The organism is Peribacillus sp. R9-11 (assembly GCF_031345095.1).
GTDB classification, from domain to species: domain Bacteria; phylum Bacillota; class Bacilli; order Bacillales; family DSM-1321; genus Peribacillus; species Peribacillus butanolivorans.
This window is the reverse complement of the sequence record NZ_CP133763.1, coordinates 3,993,194-4,015,288: the sequence shown is the minus strand read 5'-3', so window position 1 is coordinate 4,015,288 and position 22,095 is coordinate 3,993,194. Positions and strand designations below refer to the sequence as shown.

22 protein-coding genes and 1 other annotated feature are annotated in these 22,095 nt (G+C 40.8%); of the genes, 18 read left to right on the top strand and 4 right to left on the bottom strand.

Features of this window, described 5'->3' with window-relative positions; translation table 11 throughout:
- The first annotated feature begins 128 nt into the window (after nt 1-128).
- The 3 genes from RE409_RS19530 (at nt 129) to RE409_RS19520 (ending at nt 3,494) form a co-directional block, all read left to right on the top strand.
- Nucleotides 129-302 (top strand): hypothetical protein, encoded by a 174-nt coding sequence (locus tag RE409_RS19530; protein WP_201250653.1) that lies wholly within the window; start codon nt 129-131, stop codon nt 300-302.
- A 184-nt stretch (nt 303-486) separates the two neighbouring features.
- Entirely contained in the window at nt 487-2,388 is a 1,902-nt protein-coding gene (locus tag RE409_RS19525) for a hypothetical protein (protein ID WP_309557909.1), read from the top strand.
- A 458-nt stretch (nt 2,389-2,846) separates the two neighbouring features.
- The gene (locus RE409_RS19520; RefSeq protein ID WP_309557908.1) at nt 2,847-3,494 is read left to right on the top strand and encodes a DUF2642 domain-containing protein; all 648 of its coding nucleotides are present in this window, start codon (nt 2,847-2,849) and stop codon (nt 3,492-3,494) included.
- A 29-nt stretch (nt 3,495-3,523) separates the two neighbouring features.
- On the opposite strand, the gene RE409_RS19515 is transcribed toward RE409_RS19520, so the two are convergent.
- From RE409_RS19515 to RE409_RS19505, 3 genes are all read right to left on the bottom strand, one after another.
- Nucleotides 3,524-4,795, bottom strand: a complete 1,272-nt coding sequence (locus RE409_RS19515) for a replication-associated recombination protein A (protein WP_053347063.1) — start codon at nt 4,793-4,795, stop codon at nt 3,524-3,526.
- A gap of 452 nt (nt 4,796-5,247) precedes the next feature.
- Entirely contained in the window at nt 5,248-6,228 is a 981-nt protein-coding gene (locus RE409_RS19510; protein ID WP_309557907.1) for a nuclease-related domain-containing protein, read from the bottom strand.
- Nucleotides 6,229-6,331: 103 nt separating this feature from the next.
- Nucleotides 6,332-6,592 (bottom strand): hypothetical protein, encoded by a 261-nt coding sequence (locus RE409_RS19505; protein WP_309557906.1) that lies wholly within the window; start codon nt 6,590-6,592, stop codon nt 6,332-6,334.
- A gap of 89 nt (nt 6,593-6,681) precedes the next feature.
- Between RE409_RS19505 and cymR the strand changes: the two genes are divergently transcribed.
- The 14 genes from cymR to RE409_RS19435 all read left to right on the top strand — a co-directional run bounded on the left by cymR (nt 6,682) and on the right by RE409_RS19435 (nt 20,239).
- Entirely contained in the window at nt 6,682-7,101 is a 420-nt protein-coding gene (gene cymR, locus RE409_RS19500; protein WP_053347061.1) for a cysteine metabolism transcriptional regulator CymR, read from the top strand.
- 60 nt (nt 7,102-7,161) lie between these two features.
- Complete coding sequence (locus RE409_RS19495; RefSeq protein ID WP_309557905.1) at nt 7,162-8,307, top strand: cysteine desulfurase family protein; 1,146 nt, start codon at nt 7,162-7,164, stop codon at nt 8,305-8,307.
- 29 nt (nt 8,308-8,336) lie between these two features.
- Nucleotides 8,337-9,452 carry a tRNA 2-thiouridine(34) synthase MnmA gene (mnmA, locus tag RE409_RS19490; protein WP_053347059.1) on the top strand — a complete coding sequence of 372 codons (1,116 nt, stop codon included), beginning with the start codon at nt 8,337-8,339 and terminating at the stop codon, nt 9,450-9,452.
- A 123-nt stretch (nt 9,453-9,575) separates the two neighbouring features.
- Complete coding sequence (locus RE409_RS19485; RefSeq protein WP_201223599.1) at nt 9,576-10,241, top strand: tetratricopeptide repeat protein; 666 nt, start codon at nt 9,576-9,578, stop codon at nt 10,239-10,241.
- 36 nt (nt 10,242-10,277) lie between these two features.
- Nucleotides 10,278-12,686, top strand: coding sequence for an SF1B family DNA helicase RecD2 (locus RE409_RS19480; protein ID WP_057219079.1), 2,409 nt, complete (start codon nt 10,278-10,280; stop codon nt 12,684-12,686).
- A 119-nt stretch (nt 12,687-12,805) separates the two neighbouring features.
- Nucleotides 12,806-13,372: a LemA family protein gene (locus RE409_RS19475; protein WP_201185915.1), complete on the top strand. Its 567-nt coding sequence runs from the start codon at nt 12,806-12,808 to the stop codon at nt 13,370-13,372.
- Nucleotides 13,372-14,133, top strand: a complete 762-nt coding sequence (locus RE409_RS19470; RefSeq protein ID WP_309557904.1) for a TPM domain-containing protein — start codon at nt 13,372-13,374, stop codon at nt 14,131-14,133. Before RE409_RS19475 ends, RE409_RS19470 begins: the two co-directional genes overlap by 1 nt.
- Nucleotides 14,134-14,191: 58 nt before the next feature.
- Nucleotides 14,192-14,734 carry a PRC-barrel domain-containing protein gene (locus RE409_RS19465; protein ID WP_242489061.1) on the top strand — a complete coding sequence of 181 codons (543 nt, stop codon included), beginning with the start codon at nt 14,192-14,194 and terminating at the stop codon, nt 14,732-14,734.
- Nucleotides 14,724-14,939, top strand: coding sequence for a hypothetical protein (locus RE409_RS19460; protein ID WP_053348138.1), 216 nt, complete (start codon nt 14,724-14,726; stop codon nt 14,937-14,939). The genes RE409_RS19465 and RE409_RS19460 overlap by 11 nt, the downstream gene beginning before the upstream one ends.
- Nucleotides 14,940-15,104: 165 nt before the next feature.
- Entirely contained in the window at nt 15,105-16,232 is a 1,128-nt protein-coding gene (locus RE409_RS19455) for an AI-2E family transporter (RefSeq protein ID WP_207198811.1), read from the top strand.
- A gap of 29 nt (nt 16,233-16,261) precedes the next feature.
- Nucleotides 16,262-16,480 (top strand) — a binding site (T-box leader).
- A 59-nt stretch (nt 16,481-16,539) separates the two neighbouring features.
- Nucleotides 16,540-19,176: an alanine--tRNA ligase gene (alaS, locus tag RE409_RS19450; RefSeq protein ID WP_201253739.1), complete on the top strand. Its 2,637-nt coding sequence runs from the start codon at nt 16,540-16,542 to the stop codon at nt 19,174-19,176.
- Between the two features lie 66 nt (nt 19,177-19,242).
- The gene (locus tag RE409_RS19445; protein ID WP_034311358.1) at nt 19,243-19,512 is read left to right on the top strand and encodes an IreB family regulatory phosphoprotein; all 270 of its coding nucleotides are present in this window, start codon (nt 19,243-19,245) and stop codon (nt 19,510-19,512) included.
- A complete protein-coding gene (gene ruvX / locus RE409_RS19440; protein WP_053347052.1) occupies nt 19,512-19,937 on the top strand; it encodes a Holliday junction resolvase RuvX in 426 nt (141 codons plus the stop codon). The genes RE409_RS19445 and ruvX overlap by 1 nt, the downstream gene beginning before the upstream one ends.
- An 11-nt stretch (nt 19,938-19,948) precedes the next feature.
- Nucleotides 19,949-20,239, top strand: coding sequence for a DUF1292 domain-containing protein (locus RE409_RS19435; protein WP_201223603.1), 291 nt, complete (start codon nt 19,949-19,951; stop codon nt 20,237-20,239).
- Nucleotides 20,240-20,301: 62 nt separating this feature from the next.
- Here RE409_RS19435 and RE409_RS19430 read toward each other — a convergent pair whose 3' ends face one another.
- The gene (locus RE409_RS19430; protein WP_201188180.1) at nt 20,302-20,481 is read right to left on the bottom strand and encodes a hypothetical protein; all 180 of its coding nucleotides are present in this window, start codon (nt 20,479-20,481) and stop codon (nt 20,302-20,304) included.
- Between the two features lie 321 nt (nt 20,482-20,802).
- On the opposite strand from RE409_RS19430, the gene mltG reads away from it, so the two are divergent.
- Nucleotides 20,803-21,939 carry an endolytic transglycosylase MltG gene (mltG, locus tag RE409_RS19425; RefSeq protein ID WP_397444119.1) on the top strand — a complete coding sequence of 379 codons (1,137 nt, stop codon included), beginning with the start codon at nt 20,803-20,805 and terminating at the stop codon, nt 21,937-21,939.
- Nucleotides 21,940-22,095 lie beyond the last annotated feature (156 nt).

Below are 22,095 nucleotides of genomic sequence, written 5' to 3'. Positions count from 1 at the left end.
GTATGACTCCAAATTAGTATTTGGAGTTTTTTTTATTGTGAAAAAACTATTGGTTGCATCTAAAAAAAACCAAGAGAATGCATCGAATAATAAAGGAAAGACCGATACCGTGAAAGTGAGTAGTTAAGGTGAACAACTCAAAAGGTGGTGTGTTTGCTAAATTAACGGTAAAGGGGAAAGGAGTGACATCTTCCATTAAGCAACTCGGTAAAAAATCAGGAAAGGTCTATGTGACAGTTACAAAATCTGGGCAAAAGGAAAGTGCCCGTGTGCTCATATATGAAGGAAAAATAATAATGTAGCTTCGGAAAAGTTTCCGAGGTTATTTTTTTGTTTGCAAGGAGAAAAGCGCTTGAATCTTTTCTAGGGGAACGAGGATTTACTTTAAAATGGGTGATTAGCAGAGTCCGTATTAGAAAGGAGGCGCATATATATGCAGTACGGATATCATTAAAGTATAAATAACTATTGGAGGCTAAAGGAAAAATGGCAGAGACTGTTAGTTTACCGTACCTTGAAGCTTTGAAAGGTAAATTTGTGAAAGTGTTTAAAGGCGGGCCGGATTCTAGAGAAGGCAAGCTATTAGAAGTGAAGGACGATTATATTATTCTTCAAACAGAAGATAATCAATTAGTTTATTATGCCAGTCAGTATTTGAAAATGGTAATCGGGCAAGCGAAAAAAGCAGGTGTTGATGTTTTAACGGTAGATGAAGCGCGTGTTTTTCCAAATACTTATTTGGGATTATTGGAAACACTTGTCGCTAGCTCCATTAAAGTGAATGGAGGAGGGCCAGAATCAAAGATTGGCCGGGTTTTAGATGCAAAAGAGGAGTTTTTAGTGTTATCCACCGAGAAGGACGGGCTTGTCGTATTCCCGTTATCAAACGTTAAAAATGTAACCATCTTGGAAAGCCAATCTAATGATGATTCATCTGAGGTTACCTTTTCGGGTGCAATTACACTTAATGACGTCCTATCCTTGCTTATCCACAACTGGGTTTCGATTAATACCGGCGGACCTGAAAAGGTAGGCGGAGTACTGGTTGAAGTGGCAGACGAGCACGTCATTGTTGTCAAAAATGAAGAAATATTTTATGTTACCACCGAACAAATCAAAGTTTTGTCCTTAGCAAAGGATGAGGATGAAAATAGTTCAAACAACGGCTCAACAGAAAACAGTAATTCAAATGAAGGATCAACAGAAAACAGTAATTCAAATGAAGGATCAACAGAAAACAGTAATTCAAATGAAGGATCAACAGAAAACAGTAATTCAAATCAGAACTCATCAGAAAACGGTAATTCAACAGAGAGCTCATCATACGAAAGTGATACAACAGAAAGCTCATCATACGAAAGTGATACAACAGAAAGCTCATCATATGAAAGTGATACAACAGAAAGCTCATCATACGAATGTGATACAACAGAAAGCTCATCATACGAAAGTGGTACAGAAGAAAGCTCATCATACGAAAGTGACACAACTGAGAGTTCATCATACGAAAGTGGTACAGAAGAAAGCTCACCATACGAAAGTGGAACAACTGAAAGCTCAGAAGAAGAAGGTACAACAGAAAGCTCATCAGAAGAAGCCGGTACAACAGAAGGCTCAACAGAAGAAGCCAGTACAACAGAAGGCTCAACAGAAGAAGGCAATCCAACAGAAAGTTCATCGGATGAAAGTAGTTCAAATGAAAGCTCATCAGAAGAAGGCAATCCAACAGAAAGCTCATCAGAAGAAAGCAATCCAACAGAAAGCTCATCAGAAGAAGGTAATCCAACAGAAAGCTCATCAGAAGAAGGTAATCCAACAGAAAGCTCATCAGAAGAAGGTAATCCAACAGAAAGCTCATCAGAAGAAGGCAATCCAACAGAAAGCTCATCAGAAGAAAGCAATTCAACAGAAAGCTCATCAGAAGAAGGCAATCCAACAGAAAGCTCATCGGAAGAAATTAATTCAACAGAAAGCTCATCGGAAGAAGGCAATCCAACAGAAAGCTCATCGGAAGAAAGTAGTTCAACAGAAAGCTCATCAGATGAAAGTAGTTCAACAGAAAGCTCATCAGATGAAAGTAGTTCAACAGAAAGCTCATCAGAAGAAGGCAATTCAAATGAATGCCTTATCGAGGGATTTGGTACAATTGAATTCTCAACAGAAGAAAATAATTTAAATGAAAGTCCAGCTGAGGGTGAAGAGAGTGTCGATCCTGAGGGTGAAGAGAGTGTCGATCCTGAGGGTGAAGAGAATGTCGGTCTTGAGGGTGAAGAGAATGTCAGACCTGAGGGTCGTCGTCGTCGTGTAAATATATTTAAGCAAATGTGGCTTGAAAATATGATTAAAGCAGCGAATGGTACCTATAAATATAAAAAAGAAGAAGATTGACCATACAGGTACAGCAACCAACAAAGTTGTTGTGCCTTCTTATGAAAAGTGGACATGCCGCTAGTGCTCGTAATGGAAAATGTATTCTATTACTCTTAAAAGTGTAATCCTTTTACTGGATACGAGGAGCGATTTTACTGCGGCTACAAGCGCGTTGATAGTAGTCCACAATGGTCTAAATTTAATGCTGTAAAGGTCATCGGGATAGAATTGAGAGATTGAAATGTTGCTTCTCACTGATGAAACCCTAACACAGTTATGACTAATTTCCGGAAAAAATTGGCCAAGCAAGGCGATTCAAATGCAATTTAGCTAAGTGTTCCGGTTACAAAATAAGAAAGGCTTAGTCTTAGTGTTTAACTGACAGTTTTACATCCTGCCTGTGGATGATTTGGACAAAATGGCTTATTGGTGGGATTTGAGTTTTTTAAACAATAAAATAGAAAGGTGGTCACAACTTGTTATCTAAAAATATTGGTCAGTATATTGAACTAGAACTCTCTGGAAATATTCAAGTAGTTGGGATTTTAATAGAAGCAAGTTCGGACATTATTGTCCTGTATACGGGAAAAGTGTACCGCTACATTCCATTAAGGCACATTAAAAATTTTTCCTTTCCAATAACGGATGAGGAGATTGAGATGGGGGTAGATCCAGAAATCAGTGAGACGTCGTTCCGCAAATTGTTGATGAACGCGAAGGGCATGTTTGTTGAAATTTTACTCGCTAAAACAAATCCGGTCTATGGCTATATCGTGGGCATTATGAATAACTACTTCGTCTTTTATTCACCTGTTTTTAAAACGATGTTCATCTCGATGGATCATTTGAAGTGGCTTACAGTTTGTGGTGAAGAAAAAGTGCCGTACGGCTTGAACAAAAGTGAACAACTTCTTCAAGTCTCTACTTTAAGCTGGGCACGGACATTAGAGGAACAGTTAAAAAAGTTAACTAATAAACTGGTCGTGCTCAATTTAGGTAGGCATCCGATGGATATTGGGAAAATCAGTCATCTGCAAGACAGCATCATTGAGATGGTGAATGCTCAAGGTGATACGGTTTTTGTCAATATGAGACATGTGAAAAGCTTTCATTTTCCACAATGAAAAAACTCCGGGTCTGGTGTGATCCGGAGTTATTTCTTTTTCTCAATATTTTCATAGACCGAGGCAAGGGCTTGTTCAAATTTCCCGCTCTTTTTCGGTTTATAATATTTTTTGTTGCGCAGTTTGTTCGGTAAGTATTGCTGCTTCACCCAGCCGTTTTCGTAGTCATGCGGATATAGATAGTCGATGCCTCGGCCGAGATCTTTTGCCCCTTTGTAATGGGCATCCTTAAGATGGTCAGGCACGTCACCGCTATGGCCGCTGCGAATATCAGATAAGGCTGCGTCAATAGCGATATAGGCTGTGTTTGATTTCGGTGATAAGCACAGCTCGACAACTGAGTTGGCCAGTGGAATCCGGGCTTCTGGAAAACCGAGCCGTTCAGCAGCTTCAACTGCAGCGAGGGCTCGCGGGCCAGCCTGCGGATTAGCAAGACCAATGTCCTCGTAAGCAATGACGACCAAACGGCGGGCAATGCTGACAAGGTCGCCGGCTTCCACCAAGCGCCCTAAATAATGAAGGGCAGCATTCACATCGCTGCCACGGATTGATTTTTGGAAAGCGGACAGGACGTCATAGTGAGCATCTCCATCCTTGTCATGTGAAAAGCTTTTTTTCTGCATGCACTCCTCGGCAATTTGTAAATCTATAATAATCGTTTCAGACTCGTCAGGTTCGGTAGAGATAACAGCAAGCTCTAGGGCGTTCAGAGCGCTGCGGACATCTCCGTTCGAAGCGGTCGCAAAATGCGTAAGGGCATCAAAGCCGACCTCTGTTTTATATTGACCAAGTCCACGCTCTTCATCATGAAGTGCACGTTCCAGGGCTTTTGTGATATCGCTGATTTCCAATGATTTGAGCTCGAAAATCTGGCACCGGCTGCGGATTGCCGGATTGATTGCATGATAAGGATTACTAGTCGTCGCGCCAATTAAGGTAATCATCCCGTTTTCGAGATAAGGCAATAGGAAATCCTGTTTCGCTTTATCAAGGCGATGGACCTCGTCAAGCAGTAATATCACTTTACCAGACATCTTCGCTTCAGCAGCGACAATCTCCATATCTTTCTTGTTATTGGTTACCGCGTTCAGCGTCCGGAACGCAAACTTCGTACTTCCGGCAATCGCACTAGCAATCGATGTCTTACCAATTCCAGGCGGACCATACAGAATCATTGAAGATAACTGCTTGGCTTTGACCATCCTTGCGATAATCTTTCCTTCACCGACCAGATGCTCCTGTCCAATGATTTCATCAATCGACCGAGGCCGCATCCGGAAAGCAAGCGGTTTAATATTCATTGCGCACCTCTCCTTTTTATATAAGGTATCACAAATAAAGGGTAAAATGCTCTGATTATGCTGTGAATCCAGTTGAATTAGTATTTAAATCGACCTTCAGTGAGAAAATTCGTCCGTGGGTCGGAATAAATCGACCTTCAGTGAGAAAATTCGTCCGTTGAGCAAACTAATTCGACCTTCTGGAAGTTAATTCGTCCGTTGAGCAAATTAATTCGACCTTCAGGAAGTTAATTCGACCTTCAGGAAGTTAATTCGTCCGTGGGTCGGAATAAATCGACCTTCAGTGAATGAATTCGTCCGTTGAGCAAATTAATTCGACCTTCTGGAAGTTAATTCGTCCGTTGAGCAAACTAATTCGACCTTCAGGAAGTTAATTCGTCCGTGGTTCAAATTAATTCGACCTTCAGGAAGTTATTTCGACCTTCAGGAAAATAATCTGTCCTTCACACCAATTATTTCGTCCTATCCTCAATAATCGAACGTAAAGAGTAAACTCTTCCTTTGGTGTGGCCAGAATGATTTAACTTTAATGAAGTTAATAATTTTTTTGCGCTGGATGGAGATTTGAGTTGGAGGAATTGCCGGAATTCGCTGTTGGTAATGGTAGGTTTAACGAGGCATACATAATCCTGAAGTGCGGAGATGTGGGCATCATGGGAAGAATGCAAACATATGCGGCAAATCCACTTTCTTAATCGCCTCTCCATAGAAAATGCATAGCATTTATGGCAGTACACTCCTGTTTGAAGGGCGTTAATAGGAATTCCATAACCTTCTAAAAGCTTTGGAATATAAGGTGTATGTTCGTCGAGCAATAAAGTAGATATTCTCTTCATATCTCTAGTTGAAAGGATTTTCTTTTTATATTTTTCTTTGAATTCTCCAATTTTTATAAGAATACTATCTTTACGTATCACTTTTCTATTAATATCTCTATTCTCAGCTCGTATTATAGTTGACGAATTGGCACTGACGACTAATGTTTCTACTGGAATGTTGATGATTTTTTTTGATTTCAACCATTCTAACAGCTGTTGGCGCTGCCGATTCACTTGCAGAATTGGATCATCAAAAGCTTCCGTTTTTCCATCTGTATTTGTGCGGATAAGTTGATTGAATGTGTTGTCGAAATAGATTTCACCAGCCATGTTTTTCACTTCAATAATTAATAGAAAATAAGAAGTTAGAATAAGGATGTCCATTTGGAAGGGGAAGGGTAATCCGATTAGACGGAGGTCATGAAAGAGTAGATACTCTTTTTCAGGAAGGGCATTTAGAGTTGATAAGACTCTATATTCTCCGCTATATCCAGCTTTGATTTTATTGATATCTAAGTTTAATATCGGTTGCCTAGCATGATCAGGTGGTAAGCGCCTCATTAGAGCTTCTATCATATGTACTTTTAAAGGTATCTCGCATTCTTTAATAATCATTTAACCACTCCTTATCGATATTTTAATAGAAATATTCTCTATTAATGATAGGTTTCCTGTATTTTTAGTGAAAATAAATGTGTCAAAGAACAGAACTTTCATTTTAAAAAATGAACGTTGGTTTTACAAAGAAGATAATTCGTCCTACATGTGGGATAATTCGTCCTTGAGAGAAGATAATTCGTCCGTCAGCGGAACAATCACCCTTGAGAGAAGATAATTCGTCCTTCAGCGGAATAATTCGTCCTTGAGCTAAGATAATTCGTCCGACAAGAGGAATAATTCGTCCTTGAGAGAAGATAATTCGTCCTTGAGCAATATATTTAACTCTTTTCCTACCTCTCCAATTAGGATAATTTGACAAATGAAGGGCGGGTGAATGCATTTCTAGTGGGAATATGCTATAATTTCAACAGAATTTATAAACGGATAAATAATATGAGGTGTATATTAATGAAGATATCTACTAAAGGCCGCTATGGTTTAACGATCATGATTGAGCTTGCTAAACATTATGGAGAAGGTCCGAAAAGTTTGAAATCGATTGCTCAGACGCATAGTTTGTCAGAGCATTACTTGGAGCAGCTGATTGCGCCACTTCGTAATGCAGGATTGGTGAAGAGTGTTCGTGGTGCATATGGTGGGTATGTCCTATCAAAAGATCCTCAGGAGATTACTTCTGGTGATGTCATTCGCGTATTGGAAGGACCGATTACTCCTGTTGAGGGAATTGAGGATGAAGAGCCGGTAAAACGTCAGCTTTGGATTCGGATTCGTGATGCTGTGAAGGATGTATTGGATAATACTACGTTGATGGATTTGGCGAACTACAAGGATACTGGTGAAATCAATTCTTATATGTATTATATTTAAGTGATTAGCAACGCGCCTATTATATAGGCGCTTGCGTTTTTTAATGGAGGCGACAAAAAAGTGAACAGAATATATTTAGATCATGCTGCGACTTCACCGATGCATCCGAATGTGATTGATAAGATGATGACAGTCATGAGCCATGACTTTGGTAATCCGTCTAGTATTCATGCGTTCGGGCGGGAAGCGCGCCATGTTTTAGATGAAGCGCGTTTAAGTATTGCCACAAGTATCGGGGCCGGGCGGAATGAAATTATTTTTACGAGCGGTGGAACAGAAGCAGATAATACGGCGATCATTGGGGTTGCGAATGCATATAAAGAAAAGGGAAAGCATATCATTACGACAGAGATTGAGCACCATGCAGTATTGCATACATGCCAATTCCTTGAGAAGTCTGGCTTTGAGGTCACATATTTACCTGTGAATGAAGCGGGGCTTATTTCACTTGCCGATTTAAAAGCGGCATTGCGGGACGATACAATTTTGGTTTCGGTTATGTTTGGTAATAACGAAGTTGGGACTATCCAGCCGATTGCTGAAATCGGACAACTGCTTAAGGATCATCAAGCCTTTTTCCATACTGATGCGGTACAGGCATATGGACTGATTCATATTGATGTCCGCGAGTTGGGCGTGGATTTGCTGAGTGTATCAGCGCATAAAATCAACGGACCAAAAGGAATCGGCTTTTTATATATACGCGAAGGGTTAAAGCTGAATCCCCATTTATATGGCGGAGAACAGGAGCGTAAACGCCGAGCTGGTACGGAAAGTGTGCCGGCAATTGCTGGTTTTGCCGAAGCGGTTTTGATTGCTCAAAGCATGATGGATAAGAAAACGGAGCAATACTTGCAATTTAAAGACGTATTGCTTGCCGTCTTTGACGAGGCGGATGTACAATATGAAATTAACGGATCTATGGAGCAGTCGCTGCCACATGTGCTGAATGTTAGTTTTCCGGGTACGAATGTTGAATCGATGCTCGTTAATCTGGACTTGGCCGGTGTTGCGGTATCAAGTGGATCTGCTTGTACAGCTGGGTCAATTGAACCGTCGCATGTGCTCGTAGCGATGTTTGGAAAAGGTTCGGAGCGGACGAAGAATTCGATTCGTTTCAGCTTCGGTCTGAACAACACCGAACAGGAAGTTAGGCAGGCTGCTGAAACAACCGTGAAGATCGTTAAAAGATTGGTACAACAATAATTTTTTCTTTAAATAAATGAGGTGACAGAATGAATAAAGCACCACAAGACACCCGCGTTGTCGTTGGGATGTCAGGAGGCGTCGATTCTTCTGTGTCAGCCCTGCTATTGAAAAATCAAGGCTACGACGTAGTTGGTATTTTCATGAAAAACTGGGACGATACAGATGAAAACGGAGTCTGTACAGCAACGGAAGATTACAATGATGTGATTGCCGTTTGTAATCAAATCGGTATCCCTTATTATGCAGTCAACTTTGAAAAGCAATATTGGGATAAAGTTTTTACGTATTTCTTGGATGAGTACAAAGCAGGCCGTACGCCGAATCCGGACGTAATGTGTAACAAGGAAATTAAGTTCAAGGCATTCCTTGAGCATGCGGTAAGCCTTGGTGCTGACTATGTAGCAACAGGTCATTACGCACAGGTTGAATACAGAGATGGCGAATATAAAATGCTTCGCGGTGTCGATAATAATAAAGATCAAACGTACTTCTTGAACCAGCTTACTCAAGAACAATTGGAAAAAGTCATGTTCCCACTTGGTCACATTGATAAGAAGGAAGTTCGTGAAATTGCGAAAGAAGCGGGTCTAGCAACGGCAACGAAAAAAGATTCAACCGGTATTTGTTTTATCGGGGAACGCAATTTCAAAGAATTTTTAAGCAATTATCTTCCAGCACAACCAGGTGATATGGTTACGATGGAAGGCAAGGTAATGGGTAAGCATGACGGTTTGATGTATTACACAATCGGGCAACGTCACGGTCTTGGTATTGGCGGCAGCGGCGAGCCTTGGTTCGTTGCGGGAAAAGACTTGAAGCGCAATGTTTTATATGTGTGTCAAGGCTTTGATAACGATGTGCTTTATTCCAATTCCCTGAATGCTGTGAATGTCAGTTGGGTAGCGGAACATAAACCTGCAGCGGAATTTACGTGTACGGCAAAATTCCGGTACCGTCAAGAGGACAGCGGCGTTACGGTGAAAGTATTGGAAAGTGGCGATGTCGAAGTCATATTTGACGAGCCAATCCGCGCGATTACACCTGGACAAGCAGTCGTTTTCTATGATGGCGACGTATGCCTAGGTGGCGGTACGATTGATGAAGTATTTAAAAAAGGTGAAAAACTGACTTACGTAGGGTAAAATAATCATGTCCCCAGCTGTGTTTGCGGTTGGGGACTTCTTTTGGATTGTGAACAGCATCGTCTGAATTACACTGCTAGCTTATGCTATACTTTTTAATATAAAAATGGAGCGTGAATGATCATGGATAAAAATCAACAAGGTATTGAGTTTATGCAACAAGGAAAATACGAAGAAGCGGCTAAAGTTTTTAATGAGGCTATAGAAGAAAACCCGAAGGAGCCGGTTGCATACATAAACTTTGGAAATGTACTTACAGCTGTCGGTGAAACGGAAAAAGCCATCAAGTTTTATAAAAAGGCGATTGAGCTTGATGAAAATGCAGCGGCAGCTTATTATTCGCTAGGGAACTTATACTACGAATTAGATTCTAAATTAGTCGAAGCGAAAGATATGTTTGAAAAAGCAATCCGTTTGGGTCTTGAGAACAGCGATGCTTACTTTATGCTTGGATTGACGTTGATGGCGTTAGATCAACCGAAATTGGCTATGCCTTATTTACAGAGAACGGTGGAATTGAGTCCTGAGGATGTGGATGCAAGGTTCCAGTATGCGCTTTGCCTAGCAAATGCGGAACTGTATGATGAATTGATCAATCAATTGAATTTAGTGGTTGAACAGGATCCAGACCATGCGGATGCTTATTATAATTTAGGGGTTGCGTTTGCAGGGTACCGTGAAGATCCGCAAGCTGCGATAACATATTTTGAAAAAGCATTGGAAGCACAGCCAGACCATATGTTGGCGGCACACGGTAAGAAATTGATGGAAGAAATGAATGCTGAATAAATAGACGACATATGTATGGAAGGGTGGGGAGAAGCGTTGAGCCAGCAAGATTCGATGGATTTGTTTGCAGAAGAGAAAATGTTTATGAAAGGAAGTCATTTAGTGACGATCTTTCATAATGAAGAAAATATGTACTCGGTTGTAAGAATCCGTGTGAATGAAACGAATTTGAACTATGACGAGAAGGAAGCGGTCGTCACGGGTTATTTTCCGAGGATGCATGAGGATGAGACGTATATTTTTTATGGAGCAATGAAAGAGCACCAACGTTTTGGTCTTCAATTTCATGTCGAGCATTTTCGAAAGGATTTGCCCCAATCCAAGGAAGGAATCGTCAGTTATTTATCTGGTGAACTGTTCAAAGGTATTGGGAAAAAAACAGCCGAAAGCATTGTCGAAACACTCGGGGAGAAGGCAATTTCTAAAATTCTGGCTCAGCCTTCCATACTTGATGATATTCCGAAGCTATCCGGGGAAAAGGCGAAGAGTCTCTATGATACTTTAGTCGAACATCAAGGTCTGGAACAGGTAATGATTGCTCTTAATCAATATGGCTTTGGTCCACAGCTGTCTATGAAGATTTATCAAATGTATAAGCATGATACAATCACCATGGTTCAGGGAAATCCATATAAGCTTGTGGAGGATATCGAAGGAATTGGTTTTGGGCGAGCGGATGAGCTTGGGCATCAGCTCGGCATTTCCGGTAACCATCCTGATCGTATCAAGGCTGCGTGCTTATATACACTAGAATCACAATGTCTGCAGGATGGAAATATCTACATAGAAGCTGAGCAGCTGTTGGAAGCTGTCAAGCGGCTGCTTGAGGAGAATAAGCGCGATCGAATTGAGTTCACAAACATTTCCTCGGAAATAATCGAATTAACGGAGGCGGGGAAAATCGTTGTCGAAGATCAACGAATTTACCTGCCATCCCTTTACTATTCTGAAAAGGGAATTGTTATGAACATCAAGCGGATGCTAGCACAAACCGAGTATGAAGACCAGTTCCCAGAATCGGAATTTTTACTGGCACTTGGTAAGCTGGAAGAGCGTCTAAATGTTTCCTATGCCTCAGCTCAAAAAGAGGCGATACAAACAGCCCTGCAGTCGCCTATGTTGATTTTGACGGGTGGACCTGGTACGGGGAAGACAACGGTTATCAAAGGGATTGTCGAGTTATATGCCGAACTTCATGGTGTATCTATGGACATTAACGATTATAAAAAAGAGGGCAGCGATCCGTTCCCGTTTGTGCTTGCGGCACCTACTGGACGTGCAGCGAAACGCATGGCTGAATCGACGGGTCTTCCCGCTGTTACGATTCACCGCTTGCTCGGATGGAACGGAAGTGAAGGCTTTTCCCATGATGAAGATAATCAGTTAGAAGGCCGCATTGTCATTATTGATGAGGTTTCTATGGTGGATACGTGGTTAGCTCATCAATTGTTTAAAGCCTTGCCGGAAAATTGCCAAGTGATTTTAGTTGGTGATGAAGATCAGCTGCCTTCAGTCGGACCGGGACAGGTGCTAAAGGATTTGCTTGCTTCGAATTGTGTGCCGACTGTCAGTCTTGAGCATATTTATCGTCAAGCGGATGGTTCATCAATCATTGAATTGGCCCATGATATAAAAAAAGGCCGGCTTCCAAATGATGTTACGAAGCAGCAGGAAGATCGATCGTTCATTCGCTGTAAGACTGACCAAATCGCTCAGGTTATTGAGAAAGTTGTTGCGAATGCCAGGACGAAGGGTTTCACTGCCAAAGATATTCAAGTGCTGGCCCCGATGTATAGAGGACCTGCCGGGATTGATGCGTTGAATAAAATGCTGCAAGAAGTGTTTAATAGCAATGTGAATGAAAAGCGGCGGGAAATCAAGTTTGGAGACGTGATCTACCGAACGGGAGACAAAGTGCTTCAACTGGTGAACCAGCCGGAAGAAGGCGTCTTTAACGGTGATATGGGTGAAATCGTGTCAATTTTGTTTGCGAAGGAAAATACTGATCATGTCGATAAGATCATTATATCGTTTGAAGGCATTGAAGTAACTTACACGAAGCAGGATTTGAACCAGATTACCCACGCGTATTGCTGTTCAATCCATAAATCGCAGGGAAGCGAGTTTCCCATTGTGATTTTGCCTGTTGTAAAAAGTTATTATCGGATGCTCCGACGTAATCTATTGTATACAGCGATTACCCGAAGCAAGAATTTCTTGATACTTTGTGGTGAAGAAGATGCTTTCCGTTTAGGTATCGAGCGCAATGATGAAATGCGCCGGAAAACTACATTACTTGAAAAACTTCGTGAAACTTTGAATGATGAAGAAATGCCAGCTGAATCTGCAGAGTTGCCAATGCAAGAGGAAAGTTATTTTGACATACTGATGCATGAAGATCCGATGATTGGGATGGGTAATGTCACACCTTATGATTTTATGTAGGTGGAGATTAATGTCTGGTTCTTTACCTGGTTTGGATAAATTTTGTTTAAAATTCATAGTTTTAGTGGAACTAATATAAAATATAGTTTATATGTGCAGAAAGAGTAAGGAGGATTTGGATGAAAAAGGGATGGATTATAGGATTAGTTGTTGTCGTTTTAATTGTCATATATGGGGTTTCTTCTTACAATGGTCTTGTAAGTGCCAATGAAGACGTCGACAATAAGTGGTCACAGGTAGATAACCAATTAAAACGAAGAGCAGATTTGATTCCGAATCTTGTGGAAACGGTAAAAGGTTATGCATCGCACGAAACTGAAGCCATTAAAGCGGTCAGTGATGCACGTTCAAAGTTGGCAGGTGCTAATTCAACGGAAGATGCCATTAATGCAGATCAAGAACTGAGTGGGGCGTTAAGCCGCCTTTTGGTGGTCGTCGAGAACTATCCGGATTTGAAAGCCAATGAGAACTTTAAGGGCCTTATGGATAGTTTAGAAGGAACAGAAAATAGATTGACCGTCGCAAGAAAGGACTATAATGACGAAGTAACCACGTATAACAAGACCATTAAACGCTTTCCAAAGAATATGATGGCTAGCGCATTTGGGTTCGATGTAAAACCATATTTTGAAGTGACTGATCAAGAAAAAGAAACGCCGAAAGTTGATTTCGGGAGCGATAAATAATGAAAAAACTCGCTGTGTTTGCGCTATTTTTTATTTTCACTTTCAATTTAGCAAACGTAGTCGCAGCAGAACCTAACATTCCGAAACCTGTTGGAGATATTTATGTCCAGGATTTTGCTGGAGTCCTCGATGATCAGGAAAAATCAGAGCTTATAGAATTGGGAAAACGATTAGATGATGCTACAAAAGCACAAATCTCTGTTTTGACCGTTGACTCAATGGAAGGCTCTGAAATAGAGGAATACTCGGTCGAAGCATTTAGGAAATTCAAGCTCGGGGATGCAGAGCTAAATAACGGAGTCCTCATTGTTCTGGCCGAAGAGGAGCAGAAAATCCGGATTGAAGTGGGGTACGGGTTAGAAGGTGCCATTACTGATATAAAATCAGGACAGATTTTGGACAATGTGGCAATCCCTCAGCTGAAAGAAGGTAATTACAATCTTGCTCTGACTGAAACCTATAAGGCTGTTTATAACGAGGTCACCGAGGAATATAATTTAGGTGACGAGTTTTATCAAGATCTTTCCGTTCAGACAGATACAGGAACTTTTAAGCCATCAGGTTTACAGATTTTTCTCATCATCGTTGTGGTCATCATTTTGTTCATCCTCGATGCCAAATTGTTTAAAGGATTTTTCCTTCAAATTATCATCAATATCCTATTGATGTTCATTAGTCGCGGAGGCGGAGGTGGAGGCGGAGGCTCACGAGGCGGTGGCGGAGGAAGCTCCGGTGGCGGAGGTTCTAGCCGTGGATGGTAAGGTAGATTTGACCGGGAAACCGGTCTTTTTTTTATGCCTGAAACTTTAGTTTTCTAAGATGATTCAACAATGGAAAACCTTTCAGCACATCTATTTACGAGATGAAAGAAATAATAAAAATGTTCGGAAAGGCGGGATGACCTTGCGGACGTTTTCTGTATTGAAAGGAATGCCGGTTTTTACTATCAAAGGAGAAAGAATCGGCACGGTCCATGATTTATCTATTTCTGAAGCGGGTCAGGTAACAGGTTTGGTCATTCATCAACAAGCATTGTTTAAGAGATCTTTTCATTTGACTCTGGACGATATTTCTTCATATGGTCCGGATGGGATTGTCATCATACAACAGGAGTCAACCCCAAAGAAGGTGCCTGATAATTCCATCTGGCTAACAAAGGATGAAGTATTGGGACGAATGCTTCTTTCAGAAATGGGCGAGGAGCTCGGTTTACTGCAGGATGTATATTTTAGGGAAAAAATGGGCACGATTATAGCGTATGAAACAACAGATGGTTTTTTCTCAGAGACGACAGTGATTGAATCTAAACAGCCGCCTACATTAGGGAAGGATACCATCATTGTTTCAGTTTATGAACAGTGAGGTGTCCATTTTGGAAATAAATTGTCCGAATTGCCGCAGTAAAGATGTTGGGAAGATTGGTGTAAATCAATATTATTGTTGGAATTGTTTTATTGAAATGACCATTTCTGAGGGAATCATTAATACGCACCAGGTCGAAGAAGATGGAAGTTTAAGCTCATTAGACGACTTGTTTGAGGAAAATGACCGCCGCTTCAGCATGTAATTAACGGAAGAGGTGCTTGCAATGGCTAGACGTTCACGTAATGGTCTTATGAACATGATGAACACAAAAATGATTAACCGAAGTATCAAAAAAATACGCAAAAGAATAAAATCATTACTTTAAAGGGAATGGGTGTCCTGATGCTAAGGGCACTCTTTTTTATGTATGAAAACCTCTCACCTTTCGAAGAATAAACGAGCGGGAGGTGTAGATTTTGTGAGTATTCGTCTCAAGTGGTTTTATAGGCTTGGTTTTTTATTGCTCTTATTTTTTGTTATATATATTTTTATGAAACTGAAGCCTATGTGGGGACCGGCTGTAACTATAAGTGTAACAGTACTGCTGCCTTTTCTCATTGGTGCATTCATCAGTTATTTATTGCACCCTGTTGTGGAATTTTTAAATAAGAAAGGTATGCATCGCTGGCTTTCGATTACAATCATTTACTTGCTGTTTTTTGGAGGCATTGGATTTGCGGTTTATAAAGGCATTCCGGTGATGGTTAGTCAGGTGCGTGAGCTGTCAGAAAGTGTTCCTGAGCTGGTCGAGCAGTATCAAGGCAGGGTAGACAGGCTCAATCATCAAACGGCGGCCTGGCCTTTCGGGATACATGAAAGGTTTGAAGAAGGGGTCGTTCTTTTCGAAGGCTGGCTAAAAGGTATGCCGGAAAAAGCAATGGAGTATGCGATGAAGCTGTTTGATTTTGTTGTTCTGATTGCGCTTATTCCCTTCATTGCTTTTTATATCCTGAAAGACTTTGCTGCGTTAAAAAAAATGGCCTGGTATATGACCCCGAAAAAATGGCGCAAGCAGGGACGTGCATTCGTACGGGATGTTGACGCTTCCCTAGGTGGGTATATCCGCGGGCAAATTATCGTCTGTGTTGCAATTGGAGTGATCTCATCCATTCTTTTTTGGATAGTCGGAATGCAATATCCGTTGTTGTTAGGAGCGATTATCGGAATAACCAATGTCATACCGTATTTTGGACCGATTATCGGGGCCATTCCTGCGGTTATAATTGCCGCCACAATATCTGTGAAAATGGTGATGATTATAATAGTTATCGTGCTTGTGCTTCAATTTCTTGAGGGGAATATTCTGTCACCTCTTATTGTCGGGAAAAGCCTCCATATGCACCCACTTTTCATCATGCTTGCATTGGTAGCTGGAGGTGAAATAGGCGGGATTACGGGAATGGTACTTTCAATCCCTATCTTGGCTGTACTGAAAGTTTTTGTGCTTCATGCCCGTGTTCACTTCAGAAAGAGGCCGCCCCTTATTGACAAATAAAAGTCTTGTGAATATAATCCATTACATAAGATAATTCGTTGAAGGATGAAGTATGCTGAAGTCCATCTAAAAGAGAGGGGTCCCCCTGGCTGAAAGGGACTTCAAGGTGAAGAGCAGCAGAAAGCTAGTCCGGAGAGCAGCTAATACCTGCCGTCATGCCGCGTTAAGGCTTTTATGAAGGTGATGGACGAAGGCTTTTTCTACGTCCATAATCAGGGTGGTACCGCGAGTTAACTCTCGTCCCTGTTTTTGGGATGGGAGTTTTTTGTGTGCTCAAAATTACATAATTTTAAAGGAGGATATATAGATGAAGTATTTAACTGGTGCTCAAATCCGCCAAATGTATTTAGATTTTTTTAGTGAAAAAGGCCATAACATTGAACCAAGTGCGTCATTGGTTCCTCATGAAGATCCATCATTGCTATGGATTAACTCTGGGGTAGCAACGTTAAAGAAATATTTTGATGGACGGGTGATCCCTGAAAATCCAAGAATTACAAATGCACAAAAAGCAATTCGTACAAACGATATTGAAAACGTGGGGAAAACTGCGCGTCATCATACGTTTTTCGAAATGCTTGGTAACTTCTCAATTGGTGAATACTTCAAAGAAGAAGCAATCACATGGGCATGGGAATTTTTGACCGACGAAAAATGGATTGGCTTTGACAAAGAGAAATTAGCGGTGACAATCCACCCGGAAGATGACGAAGCATTTGAGCTTTGGAATAAAAAAATCGGTGTTCCTGCTGAAAGAATCATTCGTTTGGAAGAGAATTTCTGGGACATCGGTGAAGGTCCAAGTGGCCCGAATACGGAGATTTTCTATGACCGTGGCCCAGAATATGGTGATGACCCGAATGATCCAGAACTATATCCAGGTGGCGAAAATGAACGGCATTTAGAGGTTTGGAACCTTGTGTTCTCTCAATTTAACCATAATCCTGACGGTTCTTATACACCGCTTCCGAAGAAAAATATTGATACAGGCATGGGTCTAGAACGTATGGCTTCAGTCGTGCAAAATGTGGCGACAAACTATGATACAGACCTGTTCATCCCAATTATTAGAGCTGTTGAAGAAATTTCTGATGTGAAATATGGTGTCGATGTAGAAAATGATGTGGCATTTAAAGTCATTGCCGACCATATACGTACAGTAGCATTTGCTGTTGGAGACGGAGCACTTCCATCCAATGAAGGTCGCGGCTATGTGCTACGTCGCCTACTTCGTAGAGCGGTTCGTTATGCGAAGCAAATCAACATTAACCGTCCATTCATGTTCGAGCTTGTGACAGTGGTTGGTGAAATCATGAAAGATTTCTACCCAGAAGTTCTCGTTAATAAAGAATTCATTGCGAAAGTAATCAAGAATGAAGAGGAACGGTTCCATGAAACGCTTCATGATGGACTAGCTATTCTTTCTGAAGTCATCAAAAAAGAAAAAGAAAAAGGCGGCACAGTCATTCCAGGTAGCGATGCATTCCGTTTGTATGACACATACGGCTTCCCAATCGAATTAACGGAAGAATATGCGGAAGAAGAAGGCATGACGATTGATCAATCTGGCTTCGAAAAAGAAATGGAAGCACAGCGTGAACGTGCTCGCTCTGCTCGTCAAGATGTGGATTCCATGCAGATTCAAGGTGGAGTATTAGGCGACATTAAAGTTGGAAGTGAATTTGTCGGATATGATCAGGTGGCAGTTGATGCAAAAGTTGCGGCAATCGTGAAAAATGGCGAGCTTGTAACAGAAGCGCAAGAAGGCGAAGAAGTTCAGGTGATTCTGAACCAAACACCTTTCTATGCAGAAAGCGGCGGACAAATAGCTGATAAAGGAACGATGGCTAGTGAATCCGTTAAAGTGAATGTACATGATGTTCAAAAAGCACCAAATGGCCAAAACCTGCACCGTGTAACTGTTGTAGCCGGTACTTTGACTACAGACACTGAAATTGTTGCTGCGGTAGATCAAGAAAACCGCATCCATATTACGAAAAATCATACGGCGACACATCTTTTACATCAAGCCTTGAAAGATGTACTAGGAACACATGTTAACCAAGCTGGTTCACTGGTACAAGCTGAGCGTCTTCGTTTTGACTTCTCTCACTTCGGTCAGATTACAGCAGAAGAGATTGAACAGATTGAAACGATTGTAAATGAAAAAATTTGGCAAAGCTTACAAGTGAATACGGATTATAAAAACATTGAAGAAGCAAAAGCAATGGGCGCGATGGCCTTGTTCGGCGAAAAATACGGCAAGATAGTCCGTGTCGTTCAAATTGGTGATTATAGTCTTGAGCTTTGCGGCGGTGTTCACGTCCCGAATACAGCGGTAATCGGCTTGTTCAAAATTGTTTCTGAAAGCGGCATCGGTGCGGGTACACGCAGGATCGAAGCAGTAACAGGAGCAGGAGCATACAAATTGATGACGGACCAAATCGGTGTATTAAAAGACGCAGCTGCTAAATTGAAAACAAACTTGAAAGATGTACCTTCAAGAATTGAAACAGTTTTAGCGGAAGTGAAAGATCTTCATCGTGAAAATGAAAGCTTGACTGCAAAATTAAGTAATATTGAAGCAGGAAGCCTTGTTTCTAACGTAAAAGAAATTAATGGTGTACAAGTATTAGTGGCAAAAGTTCAAGCTACTGACATGAATAATCTGCGTGCTATGGCAGATGATTTGAAACAAAAGCTTGATTCTGTCATTATCGTATTAGGATCGGCTCAAGGCGATAAAGTCAATTTGATTGCCGGAGTTACGAAGGATTATATCGAACGCGGTTTCCATGCCGGTAAATTAATTAAAGAAGTCGCATCTCGTTGCGGTGGAGGCGGCGGCGGCCGACCAGATATGGCACAAGCCGGTGGAAAAGACCCAGAAAAATTGGATGCAGCACTTAATTTTGTTGAAGAATGGGTCTTAACGATTTCATAATCAATGAAAAGTGTTGTACAATGAAGATAATAATGGATTCTGGACGCTGAGGAGAGGTGCATGATAATGAGTTCCTTTGATAAAACGATGAAATTTAATTTTCCCGAAGAACCATTCGAAAGAGATGTACAGGAAGTATTGTCTCAAGTTTATGTTGCACTTCAGGAAAAAGGTTATAACCCGATTAACCAGATTGTCGGTTATTTATTATCTGGTGACCCGGCCTACATCCCGCGCCATATGGATGCTCGAAACATTATTCGTAAGCTTGAACGCGATGAGATCATTGAAGAATTGGTTAAATCGTATCTTAAGAACCATCGAGAGGAATACTAATGCGCACAATGGGACTTGATTTAGGTTCAAAGACTATCGGCGTTGCCGTGAGTGACGCGATGGGTTGGACTGCACAAGGATTGGAAACAATCAAAATTAACGAAGCTGGAAATGACTTCGGCTTTAAACGTCTCAATGAAATAATAAAAGAACATGAAGTTTCTAAAATTGTCCTCGGTTTACCCAAAAATATGAACGGAACCGTTGGACCGCGCGGTGAGATCAGCCAAGATTTCGCCAAGCGATTAGAAAACAAATTCAAGCTGCCAGTGTTTCTCTGGGATGAACGGTTGACAACGATGGCGGCTGAACGTGTTCTTCTTGAGGCGGACGTGAGCCGAAGCAAACGTAAGAAAGTCATTGATAAAATGGCGGCTGTCATGATTCTACAAGGTTTCTTGGACAGACAAACAAATTCAATATGAGGTGAATACAAATGGAACACGGCGAAAACAACATTACAGTAGTAGATGAAAACGGAAACGAGCAGCTTTGCGAAATCCTGTTCACATTCGATTCTGATAAATTTAACAAATCTTATGTACTTTACTATCCGATGTCTGCTGAAGATGAAGAGGAAGAAATTGAAATCCACGCTTCATCATTCACACCAAGCGAAGATAATAAAGATGGTGAACTTGCACCAATCGAAACAGAAGAAGAATGGGATCTAGTCGAAGAAATGTTAAACACATTCCTTGACCAAGAAGAAGCTGAAGAAGAATAATATATATATAAAAACTGACCTTAAACCAAGGTCAGTTTTTTTCATTATGTACCAAAAAATCCTTATCTTTTCTCCACAAACAAAAGAATAAAAGTGGCGAGTGGACCTAAAAATAATGATAATATGAACCAATTCAAAGCCGTTCTATTTTTACCTTGAGCAAGCCCGGCATTAATGAGTGCTAGTGTCCCCCAACCAACAAAATAAGAATTATCCAACTCCTTCACACCTTTCTTTATCATAAAATTAATAGTAGCATAACCACATAAATATTCTTTTTATTTTATCAAATGTCTGAAACACCAATCGTATTCGAAGAAAATCTCATGAAAGTCTATTACAGCTAATTCTAAAAAATATCACTAATTCCCTATTAAATAACACCTGTATATTGACAAAACTAGTGCGATTTTGCCATAAATAGAGTAATAACGAATGTAGTTTTGCAAAAAACATGTATTTATTTGTTGGTTTTAGTATAATATTCGAAGCAAAGTCTAATTAGAGAAAGCATCTTCTAGGAACTATTATGTAGTTGGTGTGAGTTTGCAGGGGGAATGAAAATGGATGAAAAAGATCATAAGTTATCAAAAAAGGAACATATTCGAATGAAATTGTTAGAACAGCAAGGAGAAGCAAGGCTTGTTCGTAAAATTATCATGATTACGATAGCTTCGCTAGTTTTATTAATCGGGATAGTTGGTCTTGTTGGCTTTTTATATATCAACTCAGCCATGAAGCCAGTTGATCCTGACGATGACACGATTAAGAAAGTGAAGATTCCAATCGGTTCTTCCGTGAATGGAATTTCAACATTGCTTGAAGAGCAGGGGATAATCAAGGACGCCCGTGTATTCAAATATTATATTAAATTCCGTAATGAATCCGGTTTTCAGGCAGGGGAGTATAAATTATCACCATCCATGCCAATTCAAGATATTGTGACTAGCATCAAAACCGGGAAACTTATGAAAGAAGCGACCATGAAAATAACGATTCCAGAAGGAAAGCAGCTAATTCAGATTGCTGATATCATTGCCGTGAAGACGGATCAAGATCCAAAAGAAATTTTTAAGAAATTGAATAGTGAAAAGTTCGTTAATTCCATGCAAGAGAGATTTCCGGAGCTGTTAACGTCGGAGATTGAGAATAAAAATGTTTTGTATCCGCTTGAAGGGTATCTATTCCCAGCGACCTATGACTTTTATGAGGAAAAACCGTCTTTAGAAGCAGTAGTAATTGAGATGCTGAAGAAAACGGAAGAGACCTTGCAGGCATATGAAACTCAGATGAACAAAAAAGATTATTCTGTTCACCAGATGTTGACATTTGCTTCGCTTGTTGAAGAAGAGGCAACTGCCCAGGTAGACCGTGGGAAAATTGCTTCCGTCTTCTATAATCGTATCAAGAAAGATATGCCGCTACAAACGGATCCGACCGTTTTGTATGCAAAAGGTTCACATAAAAGTAAGGTGCTATACAAAGACCTTGAGGTGAAGTCTCCGTATAATACGTATAAGAACAAAGGGTTGCCGCCGGGTCCGATTGCCAATGCCGGAACGACATCGATTGATGCGGTGTTAAAGCCTGAGAAGACAGATTTCTTATACTTCTTGGCAACACCTGAAGGAGAAGTTCTTTATTCGAAAACGTTGGAAGATCACAATAATAAAAAGGCAGAACATATTACCAATAAATAATAGCTGATAGCTAAAGCGACTAGGGGGGAGGGATATTACTTTCCCCTTGTTTTTATGATAGAATAGTAAAAGTGAAATTTCAGATCCGATTTTTATCGATGACTGTAACTCGGCGATTGCCGGGTTTTATTTTGAAAGATAAGGAAATATAGATCG